Here is a 23700-nt window from a genome sequence, read left to right on the forward strand (position 1 = left end):
CCTGCGGGAAAAGCGCGTCAAGGGGAGACCCCGCAGGCGCAAGCCGAGGAGGCTCCCTGACCGCCCGCGGAAAGCGAGTGCCTGGAGCGGAGGTCAACGGTCAAATTGTAAAAGCGATAAAAAAAACAGTAGATAAACTCGATTTTCATCGTGTTTGTCTACTGTCTGAAACTGGCTCAAAAGTCTGAGCAAGTTTAACTTTAAAGCGTTTTTGCAGGTAACTTTTCATAAAGGGCATTATTCACATACCCAAATTCAGATGCATGCGGACGGTCTTCACCATCGCTATATCCATATTGAAGCATCCGATTTCTATTCAGGCAGAGTTTCGTTAATTTTGGCGCAAAGAAATTGAATGTATCGAAACGATCCTGTAACATAGGGAATTTTTTCTGATATGTAAGGATTGTTCGAGCGACGCCTTCCCAAAATGCATTCTCATCCAAAAGGGACCTCTTCATCAGAAGTGTTGACAAGTATCGGAAATGACAGATGAATAGTCCCGTGAAAATGAATTGAACCAGCCCCTCGGGAGTCTCACTTCTTAATACTTTCCTTAAATCATCAGGAAGGCTGCTTAATTCAGGAAGCGGCTGATCACTGACGTTTACATCGTCTACAAAATCCTTGATGGCCAAACGGTGAGGCTTGTAATCCTTCAAAACTAAAATGGTATTTTGACCATGCGGCGAGAAGACCAATCCATATTGATAGATAAAATGTAGTAATGGTGAGAGAATGACGTCGAATAATTGAGCTGTCCAGGCTTCTGCAGTCAATCCTGATTTTTCAATAAGGCTTTCCACATATGGTTTCCCTTTGCTGTCCACATGTAAAAGGGACGCTAGCGTAATGGGCTTTTCGCCATCTTCCATATAACTGTAAATGCTTTCTCTCCAAATGCCGCCCAGCATCTCTAAATATTGATAAGGTACATTCTCTAGCTTGGAATAATACGGGTGATCAACATTTAAACTGGCCACTTCACCAGGAAGCACTACTTTGCATTGTTCTTTCAAGAATGAATCATTTTCATAAATGTCCTTTATATACGTTGTGATTTTTGGGGCAATGACCGTTCGCTCCGCTGGCAATCCACGGTAGACTAACGTATTTAAAATGCTCATCGGCAGCTTGACATGGTGTTTATCCTTATTCGATACATTAACAAATGTCCGGATGGATTGTTGCGGCAGATACTCATCAGGACCATTTCCCAACGCTACGATCAGCCCTTTAGCCAAGTCATCGGTAAAGTTCTGGATGATTACATTCTTCCACTGCCATTCATGGACTGGGAGGTAGTAATAGTTTTCTGCATTCAGCCCTTTTTCCGTCAATCTATTTGCAAATGATTTTTGGGTTTCCCCATCCAGTTCATTCTCCATCAATTGCTTATAGGATAACGTTTCGACTGAATTGAACTCACCCCTCTTTTTATGGACGGCAATCCAAGATAACTGAACTTCCTTCTGGTTTTCTGGAGCGAACTTCAAATAATCATCATAACCGAAACCGATTCTTCCCTTGTTATAAGCAATCCAAGGGTGACCGCTCATTTCTCCTTCAAGTAAGGCATAATCCAGTTCGACTAAATCATCCGCATCTTGTTCAGGTTTGGATAGCAATTGGAGATCCGCAAGCAGAGTATGATGGAATTCTTTGATTAAATGTCCTGTTGTTTCTGCAGTCATCCCAATTAAAGGCTGGATGTCTAAAATGAATTGAATGGCATCATCGGCCTGTGTAAAACCTTCCGTTTCACATACCTGGATCGACTCGGCCTGTACTTCATAGCTGTCAAAAAGACGGGGCGACGCCAAAAATTGATAAGATTTCCCCTCATTTACCTTTAACTCATATAGGTTTCCTGCTGCATTTTCGTTCAGAACAGCTGGATGGATCATATCTTCATACATATACTCAGAAATCATCTTGGCCAGCAGATTTTGGTTTACAATCGACCAATTTTTTTTTGAAACCGCCTTTTCCACTTCATTAATGAATTGCATACAATTCTCCCCTTCCCTTCTCTTAGTAAGCCATGACGGGTGTTTTTACACGGAATGACTGAAATGCACCCTTTGGCTCGGATGGATAAACTTCTTTACCTGCCAATTGATTGATGATAATCGAATTTCGGAATGCCCCTAAGCCTAGATCCGGAGCACCAACACCATGTGTATGTATCTCGCCATTTTGAATAAAAAGGTGATTCGGTGTAGAGATGGCCGTTCCTACCCGATAGTCTTTCGTTATTGCAAGACGTCCCAAGTCATCGCGGACTAAATGGTCCTCCATGGTTTCAAGGAATGCCGGAAGGGTTGATTTATAGCCCGTCCCAAAAACGATCGCCTCTGTGTCCACATCAAATTCGCTATCTTCTACCCACTGTCGGCATTGCAATCTCCAGCCATTTTCAGCGGGGGTAACTGCCGCAACTTCCGTCATGGCCCGAAGTTCAATGGCAAGTTCAACATTTCCAATCGATTTTTCATACATCTTGTCAAAAATTGCTGCAATTGTCGTGGCACTGATCCCTTTATACAATAAATCCTGTTTCGGCAGAATTTCATCCTTCTTTTCCTGTGGCAGCCGATAAAAGAAATCAAGGTAATCCGGAGTGAAGTATTCCAACCCAAGCTTTGAATATTCCATAGGGAAAAATCCCTTGGATCTCGTATACCAGTTTAGCTGGAAGCCATATTCCTCCTGCTCATTAAGCAGATCCAGAAAGACCTCGGCTGCACTCTGTCCGGATCCGACAACGGTTACGGATTTTTTCTTTAAGACATTTTCTTTATTCCGTAAATAATCGGCCGAATGCAGGATGCTCTCTCCCATATATGGATGAAAGGCCGATGGAACAGTCGGGGTGCTGCCAATTCCCATGACTACATGACGGCTATAATAGACTTCGATCTTTTGAGATTGTGCATCCCTTACACTGATTTGATAGCAGGGTTCATCTTGATCCCCTATATATTCAACCGCCTCCACCGCTTTTCCAAAAAGGCAGCTATCAAGTTGATGGGCAGCCCAGCGGCAATAATCGTTATATTCTTTTCGTGGAATCAAGAATTTTTCAAGGAAGTAGAAATGATAGAGCCGATCATGCTGCTGTAAATAATTCAGGTAACTATATGGGCTTGTCACATCTGCCATGCTAACCAGATCGGCAAAAAACGGCACCTGCAAAGTCGTCCCCTCCAACAGCATCCCTTCATGCCAATTAAATTCCCGCTTTTTCTCAAAAAAGACGGCATTCAACTCCGGGGTTTTTTCCAAAAGGGCCGCAAGTCCAAGATTAAAGGGACCTATCCCTATCCCTACCAGGTCAAAGATAGATTGTTGCTTCTCCATACTTCCACTTCCTCTCGAAATTCTCCCGTGTACATGACATAAGCAATGCTGTTTTATCTGGGAGCTCAATTTCTTTAATTGGGGTAAACCCGCACTTTTCAAATAAATGAATCATCTTTGCATTTCGAATATCCGGTTCAGCCATCACTTTTTTAGTTTTCGCAGAAAGTAGTTGGTATTTCACCATTGCACGTAAAAACGGAAAAGCCAGTCCTTTCCCTAGATAATCCGGATCTCCAATGAGTAAATGAATGCCTTGATCTCCCTCTTCGGATTCATAATAATTTTCAATGATATCGCCTTTTACCCAATACGACTCCCAATAACTCATGGGAACGGAGTCCAGACAGCCTAAATAGAGTGTTTGGTGTGTATCAGCCAATGCCTTTTTTAAATGAACAGCGAATTTTTCTTTTGTGAAATTCAAATTCCAGTAGGGTATCACATGATCTTCATGCATCCATTTATGCAATGTATCGAAATCCCTCTCAAATTCAACTTTGACAAATGAAAGCTGCTGATTACATTCCTTCAGCATTTCTTCATAACTATTTTTCATTGACTGCCATAACCCCCTGCGCGAACGGATTATCAATCGTTGTATAAACGGATTGAGTCTCAAGTGAACCGACAAGCTCATCCATATCATGAAAACGTGTCAGTAAATTAGCCTTACAAGATAATTCCCGGGCATGAAGCAGCCTTGAAACAACTCGTTTCACCCCTTCATCTTCGCTTTCCGTGCTGCATGTTTCCAGTTGTTCCTGAACGAGCTGTAACAGTGTTTTTTCTGATACTAATCCTTCCGTACCAAAATTATTGATTAAGCCTAATAAGTGATTAAAAAAGAAATAGTATTGCAGTCTTTCTTCAGCGACTTCATCAGAACAAATCGTGAAGCTTTTTTCACTTAGTTCAGGCAAGATCTTCAGCAGCCTGTCCACTTTGGACTCACAATAGTAATACCCTTGATTATCACGATAATAAAAAGTGGCTGGATACCCATCTTGAAGTTGAATGATGGAATTTTGTTGATGGGCTTCTAAAACAATTCCATACTCTTCAAATAGCCAAAGCATCGGTTTCAATGTCATTGACAGATAGGTTTTGAACCATTCCTTACTTACTTCTTCGGTACTGCGGTTTTCATCAGCTGATAATTTGCGGATGATCGCTCCAAGCCTTGATGGTGCACCATAGGCATTATCCTGACATAAGCCGGCAATCAGGCTTGCTTGTTTATCGTTTTCATAAAAAGGGTTTTCCCGAATATCAACATCGAACCCTGATTCTTGCTCGGTTGTTTTGATCGTTAGATAAGCCGGGTCCTTGATGATACGGAAGGAGGGGTGCCGTTCTTTTAGATCGTCGCCCACTTTAGAATCTATTAATTTTGCAATTTCCACACCACGATCTAATTCTTTTTGCAGATTTGCACGTAAAGAATTCGTGATTTTAACCGGAACGGAAAATTTGTACATATATCTCGATGTGGCACTATATACCGTTCTAAATGAAGAGGTGGCCGTGAATTTTTTCCCAAGCGGTCCTGCATAAACTAGCTTCCCTTGCTCGATTAGCCTCTTGACCTCTTCTTTTTCGATAAGCACTTTTGCCTGGAGAGGGTGTGCCGGGATGATGATATACCGGCTTTCCTTTTGGCAATACGTTCCTCGGAATTCACTGGAAATCTCCAAGTCACCGGCTAATTCCTGTTTAATGATCTCACTTGCCGTTGTGACTTCACTAGAATCCTGGATGACAATCGAAGGTTCTGCCAGGAAGTAGTGCAGCTGAAACTCCCCTTTTAATTCAGGTGAATAGATCCATTCATCTTTTTCTGAAATGCCCTGCTTACTTTTCGGTGTCGGGTGGAACAGGTGCCCGAATAAAAGCGACTGCTCCGCTTCGATGTAAGTGAAATCAGGACTTTGAAGTGCTCCAATGTCTTCCATCCTTGCTTCGACATACCGTTGAATATTTTGGCTGCTTAAGATGACACGCAGCATCAATTCATCTTCACTATCCGTCCGGCCCTGCTCATTCAATAATTCTTTAGAAACAATCGAGACCATTGTCACGTAATCTAATTCATGTACTTGTTTGGCTGCCGTTTGATAGTATATCGGGAAGTTGAAAATATGACGCCCCGTTTCCGACCGATATTTAAACGGAACAAGCAAAGCAATATCTTGGGATACGAGCTTACTGACCATTAATGAATCCGAAATGGCCCCCTCCAAATTCGGCCAGTTTTTCGTTTCTTCTAAACTGCAATTTCCGGTTTCCCGGAAATAACAATTCAGAAAGCTTTGCATTGTCGCCCTTTCAGCTATTTGCTTACCATTCATCTTCATTCCTCCATCATCCTGAACATTTCACCTAATACGCGAATTTCACCTATAATTTCCTCTATGTGTTCAAGCCTTGTCATTGGATTCAATAGTGTCATTTTTAAATATACCTGTCCCTCAAAACGTGTTTTTGCTAAAAATGCCCGTCCGCTTTTCAGTAATTCCTGCTGAATCTGTTTATTTAATAGATTAACTAACTGATCGCTTTCTCCTTCGGGATTATAACGGAATACAACCGCATTCAATTCAGGGTATTTATTCAATACTGTGAATCCTTCCTCTTTATCGATCTTCACAGCCGCTTCGCGTGCAAGGTGACAAGTATAATCGATCATTTCGGCAAAGGTATCCAGTCCGACGACCTTCAATGACATCCAGAGTTTCAGTGCGTCGAACCTTCTTGTCGTTTGAACCGATTTATTGACTAAGTGAACCATGCCCTCCGCTTCATCTTCCTGTGGATTCAAGTAATCGGCGTGATGCTGGATATATTGAAATGAGTTGCTGTCAGAGACGAGAAAAGCACCACAACTGATGGGTTGATAGAATAATTTGTGAAAATCGACCGTAATCGAGTCGGCCCGTTCAATTCCGCTGATTAACTCTTTGTAATCCTTACTTAAAATCATCGCGCCTCCATATGCGGCGTCCACATGCAGCCATATCCCATTTTTCCTTGCAGCTTCGGACAATTCGTGTAATGGATCGATTGAGCCAAAATCCGTTGTTCCACAAGTTGCCACGATGGCAAATGGAAGTAAACCCTGTTCCTCTAAAAGCAGCAGTTGTTGATTTAATTCAGCTATGGACAGACGGTGATTTGAATCCGTTTTAACCGTGATTACAGCCTGTTCACCAAGCCCCAGCTGTGCCGCTGATTTACGAACCGTAAAGTGGGCAGCCTCGGAGCATAAGATCCGCAATTTTTTCGCCTCGACCGGCAAGCCATGCTGTTGAACGTCAACACCCCAGAAACGCTTACAATAAGCGTCCCTCGCCAATAGCAGGCCCATATAATTAGATTGGGTTCCACCACTTGTGAAAATCCCATCCGCTTGTTCCAGTAACCCTACCTGGCTGCACAGCCAATCTATTAAACGCTCTTCAACGAAGGTTGCCGCCGAGCTTTGGTCCCATGAATCCATGGATTGATTCAACGTACCGATAATCATTTCGGCAGCCACGGCAGGTATTAATGTCGGGCAATGCAAATGTCCGATACAAGCAGGGCTGTGTACATTGATACTGTCATTAATAACAAACTCCGCAAGCTCAGCCGCTACCGCTTCCATTGTTTTCCCTTTTGGGGAAGCGAGGGTCAGCTCGCTTAATCTTGCTTCGATTTCATACGGTTTTTTCCCAGAGTATGGTGAATTATTCCCTTTTAAAAAGCTGGTCAGCTTTTTTTCAATGATGTTTAATGACTGGCTGTAGTTATTGAAGCCTTCCTCGTTATTCAAGAACAACCGAGAATAAGCAAAATCCGTTTTATTTATCATTTCGATCATTGATCATTCACCCTCTTGCAACAGCTGCACGAACAGCTTGTTCAAAAATTGCAGTGGCCTCGCGAAGCTGGGATTCCGTAACGATCAATGGAGGCAAGAACCTCACTACACTTCCATGTCTGCCACCAACTTCCAGAATCAGCCCTCTTTGAAAACATTCCTGTTGAATGGCACTGGCAAGTTGCGAATCAGCAGGATGGCTTCCATTCGCATTTTGCGGTTCTTCATGATTGATCATTTCCACACCGACCATTAATCCCCGGCCTCTGACATCACCGATCTGCTTAATATCTTTTTGTAAATCTTTAAGAATATCCTTTAAGATTTCTCCCATTTTAGCGGCATGCTCCACAAGATTCGTCTCTTTCATGTATTTTAAAGTAGCTGTTCCTGCTGCCATCGCCATTTGATTTCCGCGGAATGTACCGATATGTGCACCTGGAGACCATAGGTCCAGCTCTTTGTTATAAATCACCACCGATAATGGAAGACTTCCGCCTATTGCTTTGGATAGTACAAGAACATCCGGAACGATTCCTGCATGTTCAAAGGCAAACATTTTCCCTGTACGGCCGATACCTGATTGAACTTCGTCGATAATTAGCGGAATGCCCTTCTCTTTTGTTATTCTTCTGATTTCCTTAAGCCATGGAATTGGAGCTGGAATGGAACCTCCCTCTCCTTGTACTGCCTCCAAAATCATTCCTGCTGGTGCCAATAATCCTGATTCAGGATCATTCAGTAGATTTTCGATATACTGACTGCTGATTTTATGGCTTTCTTCTCCCCCTATTCCAAAAGGACAGCGATATTGATAGGGATACGGCAGGAATTGTACATCCGGCATTAACCCTTGTATTTTTTCCTTTGGTTTTGTATTGCCGCTGATTGACATCGTTGCATGCGTTGCCCCGTGGTAAGCTCCTTGGAAGGATAAAATGCTTCTATTGCCTGTCGCTGTTTTAACTAGTTTAAGTGCTGCCTCAATGGCATCTCCGCCAGTAGGACCACAGAATTGAATTTTTGCATTTTTCCTGAATTCCTCAGGCAGGCATTCAAAAATTTCATCGATGAACTGCTCTTTGATCGGCGTCGTAAAGTCCAATGTATGTAAAGGACGTTTATCCTTAAGTACTTTTTCCATTGCTTCAAGCACTGCCGGATGATTGTGTCCAAGCGCTAATGTTCCAGCCCCGGCAAGAAAATCAATATATCGTTTTCCATCCATGTCTGTAAGGTAAATTCCCTCCGCTTGATCGATCGCCATGGGTAATCTTCTAGGATATGACCGGGCATTTGATTCCCTTGTATTTTGTTGTTCCAGTAGTTGATCATTTTTTGTAAGCGTGTTCGTTACCATAGTGAACCTCCATGTATTGAATTAATTGAGAACAATTATCATTATCATAAAACTTATTTTACTGATAATGATAATTATTCTCAATGAGTAAATTCACTCATTTTTCTTCTAGTAAATTCCAATAAAATTAAGAAAAGGTTAAAACTGGGGCCTATTCTCCATTTATCTATTGAATAAAAAAATGTTCTTAAGGTTTTATTAAGATTCTGTTAATAAGCTGAACGCAGTCAAAAATCAAGGAAAAGGAGGAACAACAATGAATGGTTTAAAGGGAAGGCGGGAACTCAAACATGCAATCACCAAAGCGGATTGTCACTTATTAAGAAATAATCTGCAAAACTTCATGAGGCTTGATCCACATGGGCTGGATGGGAAATATTTAATTCGAAGTGTCTATTTCGATAACTTTGACAATAAAATCCTGCGGCAAAAAATAGAGGGGTTCTATCACAGGGATAAGTTCAGGGCTAGACTTTATGATTATAATACCGATTTCATCAATCTAGAAAAAAAGAGTAAGCGGAATAACCTTACCTATAAACAGAAATGCAGGATTTCTGCCGAAGAATACGAACGGATCCGTTCAGGGGATATAGATTGGATGTCCGAAGATTCAAGGGATATCCTCAGGGACTTATACGTTCAAATGACCCTTTTCCAAATCAAGCCGACAACCGTCGTTGACTATGAAAGGGAGGTATTCATCTATGAGTACGGAAATGTGCGGGTCACCTTTGACAGTAATGTGAAAACGAGCTATCGGGATACGGACTTCCTGAATCCCGAATTAATCGTAGTCGATGCTTTAGACCCAGATTGTGTCATCCTGGAAATAAAGTTTGACGAATTTCTTCCGGATATCATCAAACAATTGTTATCCATCATCGATACTAGAAAAACAGCTTTTTCAAAATACCAACTAAGCAGAAGATACGGCTGATTGCAGCACACACATAATATTTGGAGGAATAGCAAATGGATACGACGACAACTAGCACCACCTTTAATGATATTTTCAAATCAAGCTTTTTGGACAAGACAGAGAGCTTTTCAATCATTGACTCCCTAATCGGATTACTGTTGGCATTTTCCATCGGATTGTTCATTTACGTCATTTATAAGAAGACCTTTTCCGGTGTGATGTACTCACACAATTTCAATATATCCCTCATCATCATGACAATGGCCACGGCTTTGATCATCATGGGCATATCAACGAATATCGTTATCTCCCTGGGTATGGTCGGTGCACTCTCCATCGTACGGTTCAGAACGCCTATCAAAGATCCCATGGACTTGGTATTCCTATTCTGGGCAGCGGCCTCCGGGATTTTATGCGGGGCAGGATTAATTCCGCTGGTTATCATCGGTGCCATCTTAATAGGTATCGTCATGCTCATATTTGCCAATCGGATCACTGTTGAAAATCCATTTTTATTAATCGTTAAATATTCAGATGCGTCAATTGAAAAAACGTTGGAACAAATGATATCCAACAAGGTGAAAAAGCATTCCGTCAAATCGAAATCCGTCATGGCGGATAATAACCTCGAAGTGACATATGAAATTCGATTAAAAGATAATAATGCGGAATTCATTAATCAAGTCAAGGACATGAACAGCGTTCACTCTGCCATCATGTTAAGTTACGATGGCAACTTCACAGCTTAAGGTAGATGGCGGACATAAAAATCCATGCCCACCCCTCTATATAAGACTAAGAGAGGAAGGAGCCAAGGCATGTTAAAAACAAGATACGTTGTAGCGACCATTGGATTATTGATAATGATTTTTATAGCAGTGCTGTTTTTCCTTCCCGATCTTCAAGTTGAAAAAGCCACAAAAGGAAATACTTATACAGAATCTGTATTTGACCAAAGTAAGGTGACAACCGTGGATATAACATTGGCTGATGAGGATTTGGATTCCATTCTGGAAAACCCCACTGAAAAGGAGGTTGTTGCATCCGATGTGACCATTAATGGGGAAAAAGTTGAAAATGTGGGGTTTCGAACCAAAGGAAACCTTTCCTTAAACTCTGTTGTCCAAATGGAAGATTCGGAACGCTACAGCTGGAATATAGATTTTAATTACTATCAGACTGATCAAAATTTACACGGCCTGAAAGAATTCGATTTAAATAATAATTATAGTGATCCCACGTATATGAGGGAGTACCTTTCATATGAGCTAATGGAAAAGATGGGCATTGCTACTCCCGGACATTCCTATATGTACGTGACAATTAACGGAAAAGAATGGGGCTTGTATTTAGGCGTTGAATCTATTAATGAAACATTTTTGAACAATAACTTTCCATCTGGCAACGGTGACCTTTATTATCCTGATGGCACTGGAAGTGATTTAAAATGGATTAGTGATGATATTGATGATTATACAGGGTTGAACTTAAAAACAAATGAAAATTCTGATCAATCTGCCATGATCAAGATGCTTGAAGCTATCAATAATGGCGGGGATTTGGAAGAGGTCTTGGATGTAGATGAAACATTACGCTACTTTGCAGCCAATACAGCCCTCGTCAACCTCGATCATTATCAAGGCACATTAAAGCATAACTACTACCTATATGAAGAAAACGGCATCTTTTCCATGCTTCCCTGGGACTATAATATGTCATTTGGAGGCTTTTCCGGAGGCGGAGGACGGCAGGAAGGCGCATCCGATCAAGAAAATGAAAATGAAGGCAATGAAGTGGCCGCTGACCAAAAAGAAGGGACGGCGGCTGAGAGTAACGACGATGCTGCTAAGCAGGACGACACGGAGCTTCTTGGAGAAGCACCTAATATGAACGGTGGCGAAATGATGGATATGAGTTCAAATTTCATGAATGAAAGCAATATCAACTTCAGCATTACCGAGCCTGTTTCAGGTACGACCCTTGAAGATCGCCCTTTATTGAATGCCCTGCTTTCCAACGACGGGTACCGTGAGAAATATTATGATTATCTAGACGACATTGCCACAGATTTTTTCTCTGAAGAAAATATGACAGCAATGACCAATGAAATTTCTACATTAATCACACCATATGTGAAAAAGGATCCGACTAAGTTTTATACAATGGACGAGTATACAGAAGCAACGTCAGGCGAGGAAACCCTGGTTGACTTCGCTGTCCAACGTGCTGAATCGATCTTGGCACAGCTTTCTGGAGACCTGGTTGTGGAAGCCGAGACAGAAAGCAGTATGGGCGGGGGAGCTCCTAATATCGGCGATGACGCAAATGCAGGCCAGAAACCACCAAACATGGGCGGAGGCGGGAACGGGGCTGCGATGCAACCCCCTGATATGGACCGGGGCGGGAATGGTGCACCTCCTGGTATAGACGGGAACATGGGCCAAAAAGGGGCAGGTAACAGCAGCTCCTCAAAAGATACGATCATTCTATCTTCCGTGCTCCTAATCTTATTAATTGGTGCAATGGCTTTCGCCCACTTCTTTAAGCGAAGAGGTAGAAAAGGATAATGAACTATCCCCTTCCAATATGAAAAAGGTGCAAAGGGGGTTAGGGATTTCCATCCCGAAGTATGATCAAGACTAGGGTATACTAATGGTTTTTTACTGTTTTTTTGAAAACCCTGCCAGATTGAAGAAATTTGCGATACTCCTGCCGAATAACTGGCTAGCCAAGACACCAAAGGCGCTTGGTTTGATGAGGCTTGGCAGACAGTCGGCGGAAAGGGAGCGAATTCTGAAAACACCTGGAACGTTTTAAAACAATGGCCAAACTGCTTTCTTCGAATTATCTATAGTCTAAAGGTATCCCAAAATATTCGGGATGCCTTTTTTAATGAAGGGCGTATAGCCTTTTCCGGGTTATTCCTCCACATTTGAATTATTTTTAGCTGCTAATCAATATAAAATACCCTTATTTGGTATAAAATAGTAAAATAGAGAGGTAAATGAACCTCAATCCAGAGGGTTGTTCACTTGTTTATCATTTGATTTTAGAGGGTAAAGATTTTCATTATTACTTTATCCGATCGCATTAGTTTCACTTTTGTTAAAAATGGGTCGGTGTCAGGGGGGGAACGGATGAAAAGAAATCATACGATGATGCAATTTTTTGAGTGGCATCTTGAGGCAGATGGTTCTCATTGGGACAGATTGAAATTTGCAGCCTCAAAGTTAAAGGATATAGGAATTGACTGCGTTTGGCTTCCGCCAGTTACCAAAGGGCAATCCGTTGGGGATAATGGATATGGAATATATGACGGTTATGATTTGGGGGAATTTGACCAAAAAGGAACAGTTCGTACCAAATACGGGACCAAAGATGAATTGCTGCAAGCAATAGCCACTTGTCATAACTACGGACTTTGCGTTTATATCGATTTAGTCATGAACCATAAAGCAGGAGCTGATGGAACCGAAAAATTTGAAGTGATTGAAGTCAATCCAGACAACCGTATGGAAGATATCTCAGAACCATTCGAAATGGAAGGCTGGACAAAATTCGATTTTCCGGGCCGTAATAATAAATACTCTGACTTTAAGTGGAATCATACTCATTTTAATGGTACAGACTATGATGCCGAAAACGACAAAATGGGCGTATATCGAATCACAGGCGAAAATAAGCACTGGAATCAGCATGTTATCGATGAATTCGGAAACTATGATTATTTAATGTTTGCCAACATCGATTACAGCCTGCCGGAAGTTCGTCAGGAAATGATTAGCTGGGGAAAATGGATGGTTGATACGTTAAAGTGTGATGGTTTTCGTTTGGACGCCGTTAAACATATCGATTATGAATTCATCAATGAATTTCTCCAAGAACTCATTCCTTATACAAAGGAACATTTCTTCATGGTCGGCGAATTTTGGAAGGCGGATGTTAAAGCTTGTCAAACTTACTTAGAGCAAACCAATCATGACCTCAACTTGTTCGATGTTTCCCTGCATTATAAATTTCATGAGGCCTCAAACGCAGGATCAGACTTCGACCTCTCAACCATCTTTGATGATACCCTCGTCCAAACCAATCCGGCAGAGGCCGTCACCTTTGTCGATAACCATGACTCCCAGCCTCATGAATCACTGGAGTCCTGGGTAAAGGACTGGTTCAAGCCATCGGCATATGCACTTACCCTGCTTAGACTTTGCGGTTATCCTTGTGTCTTTTACGGGGACTATTATGGAATCGGCGGTCCTTCCCCGGTGCCTGGGAAAAAGGATATCCTGGATCGCCTATTATATGCGAGGTATGAAAAAGCATACGGAGAACAGACGGACTACTTTGATGACCCAAATACGATAGGCTGGGTACGGCACGGAGATGAAGAGCTGGAAGGCTCAGGGTGTGCAGTCATTATCTCGAATGGAGATCACAACAGTGAAAAAAGGATGTTCGTCGGTGAACATCGGGCTGGTGAAATCTGGAGTGATTTGACTTGTCATAGAGATGACCACATTACCATTGAAGAAGATGGTTTCGCGACATTCCCCGTTCATGGGAAAAGCGTATCCGTATGGGCCTTGAATAATCCACTCTAAAAAGAGATAGCAAAGAACGGCATGTCTTTTGCAGATATGCTGTTCTTTGCTGATGACACCACCCTTGAAGATTTGAAAAAAGATAATTTTTCCATTCCGATTAATCATGGTAAGATAAGGGAAAAAGGAGTTGAAGGAAAAATGAAAAATGAAATCATTGAAAGATTCACTTCTTATGTGAAAGTGGATACCCAATCGAATGAGGAAAATCCCTCATGCCCCTCTACACCCGGACAGTTGACCTTGGCAAATGCATTGGTCAAGGAACTTCAATCCATTGGGATGAAGGATGTAACAATTGATCAGAACGGCTATGTCATGGCAACCTTGCCAGCCAATTCAAATAAGGATGTCCCGACAATCGGTTTCTTGGCCCATGTCGATACAGCAACTGATTTCACTGGAAAAGACGTAAAACCGCAAATCGTTGACAACTATGATGGCAAAGATCTTACTTTACATGAAAAATTGGATGTCATTCTTTCACCTGATGATTTTCCTTCGCTTAAGAACTATAAAGGGCATACCTTGATTACAACGGATGGGACAACCCTGTTGGGAGCAGATAATAAGGCTGGAATTGCCGAAATCATGACTGCCATGGATTATTTGATCCAGCATCCCGAAATCAAGCATGGAAAAATTCGTGTTGCTTTTACTCCCGATGAGGAAATCGGCAGGGGACCCCATAAATTTGATATAGATGCTTTTGATGCCCAATTTGCCTACACCGTGGACGGTGGCCCACTTGGAGAACTTGAATATGAGAGCTTCAATGCAGCATCGGCCAAAATCCTGATCAAAGGGACGAATATTCACCCTGGTACGGCTAAAGGAAAAATGGTGAACTCGACGAAAATCGCCATGGAACTCCATAATAAGCTCCCAGTGGCAGAAGCACCGGAATATACGGAGGGATACGAAGGATTTTATCATCTGCTTTCATTTCACGGTGATGTGGAAGAAACAAAGCTTTCTTACATCATCAGGGACTTCGACCGCCAAAAATTTAATGACCGCAAGGAATATATAACAAAAGTCATCGAAGATTTAAAAGAAAAATATGGGCAAAACCGGATCCAGCTTGAATTACAGGACCAATACTTCAACATGAAGGAAAAAATTGAGCCCGTGAAGGAAATCGTGGATATTGCCCATGAAGCAATGGAGAAACTCGATATTAAACCGAAAATCTCACCAATACGCGGTGGTACGGACGGATCTCAATTATCGTATATGGGCCTGCCAACACCCAACATCTTTACGGGCGGGGAGAACTTTCATGGCAAATATGAATTTATTTCCGTTGACAATATGATCCTGGCCACTAAGGTGATCGTTGGCATTGCATCGCTTTTTGAAGAAAAAGCGTAGTAGTCTTTATTGAAAAACCCCCCGACTCCAAGTCTGGGGGTTTTTCATCCAATATTAAGCGCGTTTCCAGTGACGGTGCTTGGCAATTGCCTCGATAAAGGCAGAACCGCTATTTTTATCCGTAACTGCTACAATGCCTGAGGCTGGATCATTGGAAACGATGCCTGCCTTCGATAAGATCTCGGCTCCTTCCATTCCCGCACCAATCGCTTTGAAATGATTGTAGGCTTCATCAACAAAGTAAATTGGTTCCTTGGATGCCTTTAAAGCATCGACACTCTCCTGGCCTCCTGCCACATATACAGCATCGAAAAGTACAGAATCGGCTGTCAGGAATGTCTGATTCACCTCGACCTGCTGTCCTTTGGAACTTGTGATCACTCCACGATTATTACTGATGATTTCAGCCGTTATACCTGCCGATTTAAATGATTCCAAGACTTGATTAACCTCTGAGCCATTGAAACCATCTGCAGCCAAGATTGCCACTTTTCTTGTAGCGGCCGTGTTCACTTTCATTTGCTCCTGGCTTAAGGCCGGAGAGACCAAATCCATTTTGACCTCACTCTTGTTGGCTGGAGGATTCACGCCCACTCCAATAGCGATCGTTTTAGCCAGTTCGACATCTACATTGCTGAACATCTCGACAATTTGCTGCTGAATGTCCTTATTTTTCACTTTTCCCACTTCAAAGTGGAAAGCCTGTATAATATGCTCCTTCTCCACTTCCGTCATGCTATTCCAAAATAGTTTAGCCTGGCTGTAATGATCCTTGAAGCTTTCACTGCGTTGCCGGACCTTCCTGCCATCGACTTTTTCCTGGTGATGTGCATAGCCGCCTTCCTCTTTTGAAGCAGGTTCAGGAGAGTTGCCTGCAAGGGAATTTTTGTGGTAGCTGACCGGCCCTGGATTTATTGACATTCGGTGCATGCCATCACGCTGATTATTATGGACGGGGGCAACCGACCTATTGATCGGAAGCTCATGGAAGTTCGGTCCTCCCAATCGGGATAGCTGGGTATCGGTGTATGAGAATAAACGTCCCTGAAGCAGCGGATCATTCGAAAAATCAATACCCGGTACAACATGCCCCGGATGGAAAGCTATCTGTTCTGTCTCTGCAAAAAAGTTATCCGTATTTTGGTTCAAAACCATTTTTCCGATTATTTTCACCGGGATTTGTTCTTCCGGCCATAGTTTAGTAGGATCGAGGATATCAAAGTCGAATTTGAATTCATCTTCTTCCTTGATCATTTGCACGCCAAATTCAAATTCAGGATAATTTCCGGTATCTATCGCTTCCCACAGATCTTGGCGGTGAAAATCAGGATTCTTCCCTGCAATTTTCTGTGCCTCATCCCATACAAGGGATTTAACTCCCAGTACAGGCTTCCAATGAAATTTAACGAAATGGGCCACGCCCTGTTCATTTACAAAACGGAATGTGTGGACACCAAACCCTTCCATCATCCGGAAGCTTCTCGGTATGGCCCTATCAGAAAGATGCCACATGACCATATGTGCCGTTTCTTCATTGTTGGCGACGAAGTCCCAAAAAGTATCATGGGCAGACGCTGCCTGAGGTATTTCATTATGAGGCTCCGGTTTAACCGCATGGATTAAATCAGGGAACTTAATGGCATCCTGGATAAAAAATACCGGAATATTATTTCCGACCAAATCATAGTTTCCTTCCTCAGTATAAAACTTAGTGGAGAATCCCCTTACATCACGGACCGAGTCTGCCGATCCGCGGGAGCCTGCCACCGTGGAGTAACGAACGAATACTGGCGTCTTGACTGAAGGGTCTTGAAGAAACTTGGCTTTTGTATATTCGGTCATCGGTTCATATACCTGAAAATATCCATGCGCTCCAGATCCACGGGCATGGACAATGCGCTCAGGAATACGCTCATGGTCAAAATGAGTCATTTTTTCACGGAAATGAAAGTCCTCCATCAAAGTTGGACCACGGGTTCCCGCTTTCAAAGAATGCTCATCCTCAGAAATACGCAAACCTTGGTTAGTCGTCATCTTTTTCCCATTGTCATCCACTCGATATTGATCCAACTGCCGCTGCTTACTTAGCTCATCGATTTTTCCGCTTTCATTTGCTTTTTTCATCCCTTTTCATTCCCCTCCAAGTCTAAGAATCCAGATTAAATCGTGTTGTATGTATTTATTGAGTCGAAATAATTGCATTATCCTTCCTCATATACCACTCTATTTTGACGGATAAACAGAATTCAGAAAAAGAATCTTCACGGTGTAGGATAGATTATTTTGATGTAGGTCGAATTCTTCCGGAAGTAGGTCGAATTATGTCTGAGATAGGTTGAATTCTTCCCGTCCCCAGTTTTAAACAATGGGGACGGGAAGAAAAACATATAAAAAAGAAGCGGGAAGACCGATTTTCGCTCTTCCCGCTTCTTTTCATTCAACACCTTAGTTCTTAAAGGCCTCTGAAACCTTCAAAAGCTTGCCTTTTACTTTCGTATTTTTCATCACTTTCAAGACAAGCGGTCCCTTTTCATTCAATATTTCCACATAAGAAACATTATCCTGGATTGTAATGATCCCGATGTCCTCTGCATTCACTCCATCAATCTTAGCGATGGTTCCGACAAAGTCTACAGCCCTGAGTTTCTTTTTCTTACCGCCATTAAAATACAGCTTCATGATTTGTTTATTCAATTGTTCACTTTTATCTTTTTTGATCTTTGGACGAGCTTCCAGTTTCGCTTCGAATTCCATTTTTTTATTGGAGACTTCCTCTTTTGAAGGAACAGTCATCTTAGGGATTTCAAAACCGATATATCCTTGAATCTCAGCAAGGAATTTGTCTTCGTACGGCGTCACAAAAGTAATGGCTTTCCCTTTTTTACCGGCACGGCCCGTTCTTCCAGTTCGATGTACGTAACTTTCCTTTTCCAATGGCAGATCATAGTTAATCACGTGGGTAATATTATCGATGTCAATTCCACGTGCAGCAACATCTGTCGCAACCAAATAGCGGAATTCACCTCTTCTGAATTCATTCATCACTGCAAGGCGATCTTCCTGAAGCATGCCGCCGTGAATCATATCACACGGATATTCCAGTTCCAGCAGCTGTTCACATACTTGGTCCACCCTATCTTTCGTCCGGCAGAAAATGATGCAGCTATCGGGATTTTCCGTGATGGTGACGTCCCTAAGCAGGGAAAACTTATCATCTTCCTTCACTTCAATAAGTGCATGTTCTATTTTCTCCGTCGTTAAACCCTTTGCTTTGATTTCAATATCCAAAGGATCTTTCATATATTGCTTGCATAGCTTTTTTATACTCTCAGGTAACGTAGCAGAGAACAGCATGGTTACTCTATCTTTCGGAAGCTCTTTAATAATGGCTTCCACTTGTTCAATGAAGCCCATATTCAGCATTTCATCCGCTTCATCAATAATTAAATGAGTTAAGCGTTCCAATACGAATGTCCCTTTCTCGATATGATCCAGAACACGCCCCGGAGTTCCAACGACTACATGGCTTTTTTGTTTCAATTCCGCTTTTTGCAGTGCGAATGGATGTTTTCCATAAACCGCAGTAGCCTTTATCCTTTTAAATCTGCCAATATTCGTAATATCCTCTTTTACCTGCACGGCAAGCTCACGTGTCGGTGTTAAAATAAGCGCCTGAGGCTTATTCTCCTCCCAATCGACCATTTCGCAGATCGGGATGCCGAATGAAGCGGTCTTGCCACTTCCCGTTTGCGATTTAACGACAAGATCCCGCTTTTTCAGCGCCACTGGAATCACTTCACGCTGTACTTCGGTTGGACGTTGATATCCCAAGCTTTCTAATGCCCTTACAATTTCATCGCTTAATGTATAATCAGTAAAACTCAATTCATTCATATAACAGCCTCTTTTGTTGTTTAGTATGTTTCCTTATTCTTTCCATAATCGTAATTTCCTTATACAGAGTTCTATTATACGCGATATGCATCGATAAACCTTGTAATATCCAAATTCAATTCCCTTATTTCAATATAATGAAACGTCCGTCTTCATTAAAACAATGGTCATCAGGATCTTATGATCTGAGTTAATCAAAATGGACCCTGCTTCTTTCAATATGCTAAAATATGTATGAAATTGCGGAAAATAGGGTGTAGATTCTAAACCGATGTCCAAAGGGAGTGCTGATTTATGATAATCGTAACGAATAGAATCAGAGTCAAAAAAGGGATGGGTGCAGTCATGGCCCCGGGATTTACTGCACCAGGTCCACTTGATACTATGGAAGGCTTCGTAAAAGTTGAAGTATTATTGACGCAGAATTTGTCGGATTACGATGAACTGAGCGTTAATATGTACTGGGAAAACCTTGATAACTTTACTGCTTGGAGAAATAGCGATGCATTCAAAGCTGCACATAAACGGCCTGAACCAGGTTCCGGTGAAGCAAAAAAAGAATCTCCAATTCTAGGCAGCGAGCTTACAACGTATGAAGTCGCCTCGGTAAAGGAAATAGCGAAATAATGAAATCACAAAAAAAGAGGCCGCAAAATATGCGCCTCTTTTTGTTGTTTTCTCTTAGTGACTTACTGGGCTTCAGCTTTCTTGATTTGTTTGCTTCTAAGCTGACCGCAAGCCGCATCAATATCCGTTCCATGTTCTTGGCGGATTTTGCAATTTACGCCTCTCTTTTTCAGCGTATCATAAAACGAGAGAACGGACTCTTTTTCACTTCTTTGGTATTGACTATGCTCATCTACAGGATTATATGGGATCAGGTTGACATAGAGGCGATGTTTTTTGTCCTCAAGAAGATTGGCGAGTTGCTCGGCTTCTTCTTGGTGGTCATTGACATCTTTCAACAGGATATATTCAATCGTAATTCTCCTATTCGTTTTCTCTAAATAATAATCAAGAGATTTCATCAATTTTTCTATCGGAATACCTCGGTTTATTTTCATGATCCGTGTCCTGAGTTCATTATTCGGCGCATGCAATGAGATGGCCAGATTCACCTGTAATTGAGTATCGGTGAATTCATAAATCTTATTGGCAAGACCGCTCGTCGAAACAGTAATGCGCCTAGCAGCGATGGCAAGGCCCTTATGGTCCATGAGCACCTTCAAAAAGTCTATCATATTTTCAAAGTTATCGAACGGTTCGCCAATTCCCATTACAACAACATGGCTTACAACATCCCCTTGATCCAATTTATCCAGATGCAGTTGAACGTTCATGATTTGTTCCACTATTTCCCCGCTGGATAAATCACGGCTTTTGGCCAATAATCCACTTGCACAGAAACTGCAGCCAATATTGCAGCCCACTTGGGTGGTGACACAAACCGAAATTCCGTATTTATGTCTCATCATAACCGTTTCGATAAGGTTTCCATCCTGTAATTTAAACAGAAACTTGATCGTACCATCCGCTGATTCTTGCTTAACGTGCTCAGTCAAGGTCTGGATGACAAAGTGCTCTTCAAGTAATTTTATGCAGTCTTTATTAACATCTGTCATTTCAGAGAAATTCGTCACACGTGTTCTATAAAGCCACTCCCAAACTTGGGAAGCTCTGAATTTTTTATGGCCATGGTCCGAAAGCCATGCTGTCAATTGTTCGAATGTTAAACCATAAATGGACTCTTTATTCATTCGTTACCCTCTTTTCATTACAATAAGATTTAATATGTTAACCCATTATCGGTTACGGGGAATTCCCGGGAATCAGTTCTATCATTTATGATATGGTTCATTTCTATTTATCCGAAAAGCCCGATATATTTGCTCCACTAAAACCAGCTTCATTAATTGATGGGGAAAGGTCATTTTCGAGAAGGAAAGGGCATAATCACTTCTTGATAACACCTCGGTGCCAAGCCCAAGCGACCCGCCAATAATAAAGGCAATTTTACTCTTTCCATAAGTGGCGAGCTGATCCATATGAGTGGCCAGCTGCTCTGAAGTAAGCTGTTTTCCATCGATTTCAAGCGTTATTACGTAGGTGTCCGGGCTGACTTTGGCCAGGATTCGTTCACCCTCCTTTTGCTTTACAATGTCCATGTCCGCTGCACTCAGGTTCTCCGGAGCTTTTTCATCCGGCACTTCAACAAGTTCTATATTAGCATAGGCGCTTAACCTTTTTGTATATTCAGCAATTCCTTGCTTTAAGTATTTTTCCTTTAGCTTGCCAACAGTAATAATCGTTATTTTCATATAAAACCTCTAGCTTTCATTATGTTTTTACTATCAATTGTTGGATTTGCCTACCTATTATCATACCTTACAGTGACCTATAAGCAAAACAAGCATATCCTTTCCAATTTTTTAAAAATAAAAACCGCTGCCCCTGAAAGCGGCAACGGTAACTTTCATTTTTTTTAATGTATATTGAAGAAATTGGGCTGGACTTAGGTAGGATCCGATAAAGAATTATGGTTGATTATTCGTACAACCAAAAGCTTGATCTAAACAATTCCACCAGCCGCTTAATTATTCGGAAAATGTTAAGAACAGGTTACAAACATGTTATCCACAAAAGTTATCCACATATCCACAAATTCTATCCACATCTTGTATGGGAATATTAGTTCCCTACTAGATATATTGCCACGTTTCGACAATATTCACAGGTTGTTGATAACTGATTTTCTTCGGAAACCAGCGTTAAAACAGGATAGGTTTCACATTCGTATACCACTTCATCCAGCGCCATGTCCACGTGTTCCTGACAGCAATATAATTTCATCTTTCTTATCTCCTTTCCCACTCATTATTCCCAGTACTTCTATTCCCAATTATCCACAAGTTACTTGAGATCCTTAACTTCAGTATATATCCACAGGTAATCGTAACAAAAAATAAGAAAATCGCAAGGAAATAGAAAGGACAGGAGGCATTTTCTGCCCCCTGTCCTTTTGTGCTTTAAATTTCGCTGCTTGAAAGCGTGACTTCCGTAGTTTCTTTCTTTCCGTCACGGTAATAAGTGATTTTAACTTTATCACCGACTTGTTTTTCATTGTAAAGATATTTTCTTAATTCCACGACATCATGGATTTTTTCATTATCCATTCCAACTACGACGTCAAATTCCTTCAATCCTGCCTTGGATGCTGGAGAGTTGCTTTGAACGCCTGTTATTGCAACGCCAGAGGTAACTTTCCTTGGCAGCTTCAATGTATTTTGTTGATGATATTGGGATATTTCTTCTACAGATGCCAAGTTCACACCCAAGAAGGCACGTTTCACTTCACCAAATTCCTCTATATCATTAATAATCGGTATAACTGAATCGATTGGGATGGAAAGACCGATTCCTTCCACTGCATTTTCTGCAATCTTCATTGAATTTATTCCGATGACCTGCCCTGACATATTAACGAGTGCCCCCCCGCTGTTACCTGGATTAATCGCCGCATCGGTCTGGATGACCTCCGCATTCCAATCCACTTGGCCGTCCTCATTGATATCCACCTCTATCGTGCGTTCCACACCGGAGATGATCCCTTGTGTGATCGATCCAGAGAATTGAAGGCCTAATGGATTACCAATTGCAATTACGGGCTCACCAGGTTTCAATTTGTAGGATTTTCCGAATTCTGCAATGGTCTTGATTTTATCACCATTGACGACAATGACGGCTAAATCTGTCCATGGGTCACTGCCTTGTAGTTCAGCTGGCAATTTAGTGCCATCACTTAATGTCACTTCCAGTTCATTAGCGCCTTCAATGACGTGATTATTCGTGACGATATAGGCCTTGCCGCCATCTTTTTTGTAGACGACACCAGAACCAGTGCCGGCTTCTGCGGAACTGTCCTCTGCGTTGCTCCCTTGGCCCCAGAAGTTCGTTTCCTGAATGTTAGTGATGCCGACCACTGCGTCGCTGGCTTTATCAACGGCATTGGTGACGGCACTCGTTACATCAACAGTAAGGTTTTGCTGAGCCTGCTCCGTGGACTCACTTCCCGTTGATTTTTCCGTTGTAATTTCGTTATCCTCGTTATTTAACAGTCCACTTCCCGGAAAGGCTAATAAAATAAGTAAGGCCCCGATAATGGCGCCCCCCAAGCCTGCTAGAAAATAGCTCGTATGGCTCTTTTTCCTTTTATTTTGGTTCTCATCATTCTGATCATAATAACCCAAGACCGCCCCATCCTCTCATTTTAGGAATGAATTATAGCAATTCTATTGTTTGGTATCCTCCCTCAATTATACTCAAT

At 41.9% G+C, this 23700-nt stretch carries 19 protein-coding genes; 7 read left to right on the forward strand and 12 right to left on the reverse strand.

Annotated features, from left to right (window positions below):
* Positions 1–200: 200 nt before the first annotated feature.
* Genes J7E52_RS07045 through J7E52_RS07070 form a run of 6 tightly spaced genes read right to left on the reverse strand, consistent with a single transcriptional unit; the run spans position 201 to position 8585 of the window.
* Positions 201–2012, reverse strand: a complete 1812-nt coding sequence (locus J7E52_RS07045) for an IucA/IucC family protein (RefSeq protein ID WP_214744434.1) — start codon at positions 2010–2012, stop codon at positions 201–203.
* A gap of 22 nt (positions 2013–2034) precedes the next feature.
* Positions 2035–3363, reverse strand: coding sequence for a lysine N(6)-hydroxylase/L-ornithine N(5)-oxygenase family protein (locus J7E52_RS07050; protein ID WP_214744436.1), 1329 nt, complete (start codon positions 3361–3363; stop codon positions 2035–2037).
* Positions 3338–3922 carry a GNAT family N-acetyltransferase gene (locus J7E52_RS07055; protein WP_286197529.1) on the reverse strand — a complete coding sequence of 195 codons (585 nt, stop codon included), beginning with the start codon at positions 3920–3922 and terminating at the stop codon, positions 3338–3340. The genes J7E52_RS07050 and J7E52_RS07055 overlap by 26 nt, the downstream gene beginning before the upstream one ends.
* A complete protein-coding gene (locus tag J7E52_RS07060; RefSeq protein WP_214744438.1) occupies positions 3912–5714 on the reverse strand; it encodes an IucA/IucC family protein in 1803 nt (600 codons plus the stop codon). Before J7E52_RS07060 ends, J7E52_RS07055 begins: the two co-directional genes overlap by 11 nt.
* Before the next feature lie 2 nt (positions 5715–5716).
* A complete protein-coding gene (locus tag J7E52_RS07065) occupies positions 5717–7225 on the reverse strand; it encodes a pyridoxal phosphate-dependent decarboxylase family protein (protein WP_286197530.1) in 1509 nt (502 codons plus the stop codon).
* Between the two features lie 7 nt (positions 7226–7232).
* Positions 7233–8585 (reverse strand): aspartate aminotransferase family protein, encoded by a 1353-nt coding sequence (locus J7E52_RS07070; RefSeq protein WP_214744441.1) that lies wholly within the window; start codon positions 8583–8585, stop codon positions 7233–7235.
* A gap of 256 nt (positions 8586–8841) precedes the next feature.
* On the opposite strand from J7E52_RS07070, the gene J7E52_RS07075 reads away from it, so the two are divergent.
* The 6 genes from J7E52_RS07075 (at position 8842) to pepT (ending at position 15482) form a co-directional block, all read left to right on the forward strand.
* Entirely contained in the window at positions 8842–9525 is a 684-nt protein-coding gene (locus J7E52_RS07075; protein ID WP_214744443.1) for a polyphosphate polymerase domain-containing protein, read from the forward strand.
* Positions 9526–9560: 35 nt separating this feature from the next.
* On the forward strand, positions 9561–10256 hold the full coding sequence (locus J7E52_RS07080; protein ID WP_214744445.1) for a DUF4956 domain-containing protein: 696 nt from the start codon (positions 9561–9563) through the stop codon (positions 10254–10256).
* 69 nt (positions 10257–10325) lie between these two features.
* Positions 10326–12074: a CotH kinase family protein gene (locus J7E52_RS07085; RefSeq protein WP_214744447.1), complete on the forward strand. Its 1749-nt coding sequence runs from the start codon at positions 10326–10328 to the stop codon at positions 12072–12074.
* Positions 12075–12159: 85 nt separating this feature from the next.
* Positions 12160–12324 carry a hypothetical protein gene (locus J7E52_RS07090; RefSeq protein WP_214744449.1) on the forward strand — a complete coding sequence of 55 codons (165 nt, stop codon included), beginning with the start codon at positions 12160–12162 and terminating at the stop codon, positions 12322–12324.
* Positions 12325–12644: 320 nt separating this feature from the next.
* On the forward strand, positions 12645–14108 hold the full coding sequence (locus tag J7E52_RS07095) for an alpha-amylase (protein WP_214744451.1): 1464 nt from the start codon (positions 12645–12647) through the stop codon (positions 14106–14108).
* A gap of 141 nt (positions 14109–14249) precedes the next feature.
* Positions 14250–15482, forward strand: coding sequence for a peptidase T (gene pepT / locus J7E52_RS07100; RefSeq protein WP_214744552.1), 1233 nt, complete (start codon positions 14250–14252; stop codon positions 15480–15482).
* Positions 15483–15536: 54 nt separating this feature from the next.
* Here the strand turns inward: pepT and J7E52_RS07105 are convergent, their stop codons facing one another.
* Both J7E52_RS07105 and J7E52_RS07110 read right to left on the reverse strand, forming a co-directional pair.
* Positions 15537–17606 carry a catalase gene (locus tag J7E52_RS07105; RefSeq protein WP_214744454.1) on the reverse strand — a complete coding sequence of 690 codons (2070 nt, stop codon included), beginning with the start codon at positions 17604–17606 and terminating at the stop codon, positions 15537–15539.
* 321 nt (positions 17607–17927) lie between these two features.
* A complete protein-coding gene (locus tag J7E52_RS07110) occupies positions 17928–19376 on the reverse strand; it encodes a DEAD/DEAH box helicase (RefSeq protein ID WP_214744456.1) in 1449 nt (482 codons plus the stop codon).
* A 294-nt stretch (positions 19377–19670) separates the two neighbouring features.
* Here J7E52_RS07110 and J7E52_RS07115 point away from each other — a divergent pair, with 294 nt between their 5' ends.
* The gene (locus J7E52_RS07115) at positions 19671–20003 is read left to right on the forward strand and encodes a heme oxygenase (protein ID WP_214744458.1); all 333 of its coding nucleotides are present in this window, start codon (positions 19671–19673) and stop codon (positions 20001–20003) included.
* A gap of 62 nt (positions 20004–20065) precedes the next feature.
* Here J7E52_RS07115 and rlmN read toward each other — a convergent pair whose 3' ends face one another.
* The 4 genes from rlmN to J7E52_RS07135 form a co-directional block, all read right to left on the reverse strand.
* A complete protein-coding gene (gene rlmN / locus J7E52_RS07120; protein WP_214744460.1) occupies positions 20066–21133 on the reverse strand; it encodes a dual-specificity RNA methyltransferase RlmN in 1068 nt (355 codons plus the stop codon).
* An 81-nt stretch (positions 21134–21214) separates the two neighbouring features.
* Entirely contained in the window at positions 21215–21694 is a 480-nt protein-coding gene (gene rlmH / locus J7E52_RS07125; protein ID WP_214744462.1) for a 23S rRNA (pseudouridine(1915)-N(3))-methyltransferase RlmH, read from the reverse strand.
* Positions 21695–22064: 370 nt separating this feature from the next.
* Positions 22065–22226 carry a CxxH/CxxC protein gene (locus tag J7E52_RS07130; RefSeq protein ID WP_101223962.1) on the reverse strand — a complete coding sequence of 54 codons (162 nt, stop codon included), beginning with the start codon at positions 22224–22226 and terminating at the stop codon, positions 22065–22067.
* Positions 22227–22402: 176 nt separating this feature from the next.
* Positions 22403–23623, reverse strand: a complete 1221-nt coding sequence (locus tag J7E52_RS07135; protein WP_214744464.1) for a S1C family serine protease — start codon at positions 23621–23623, stop codon at positions 22403–22405.
* Positions 23624–23700 lie beyond the last annotated feature (77 nt).

It is taken from the genome of Bacillus sp. ISL-34, from assembly GCF_018613325.1.
Taxonomy (GTDB): Bacteria; Bacillota; Bacilli; order Bacillales; family DSM-1321; genus Peribacillus.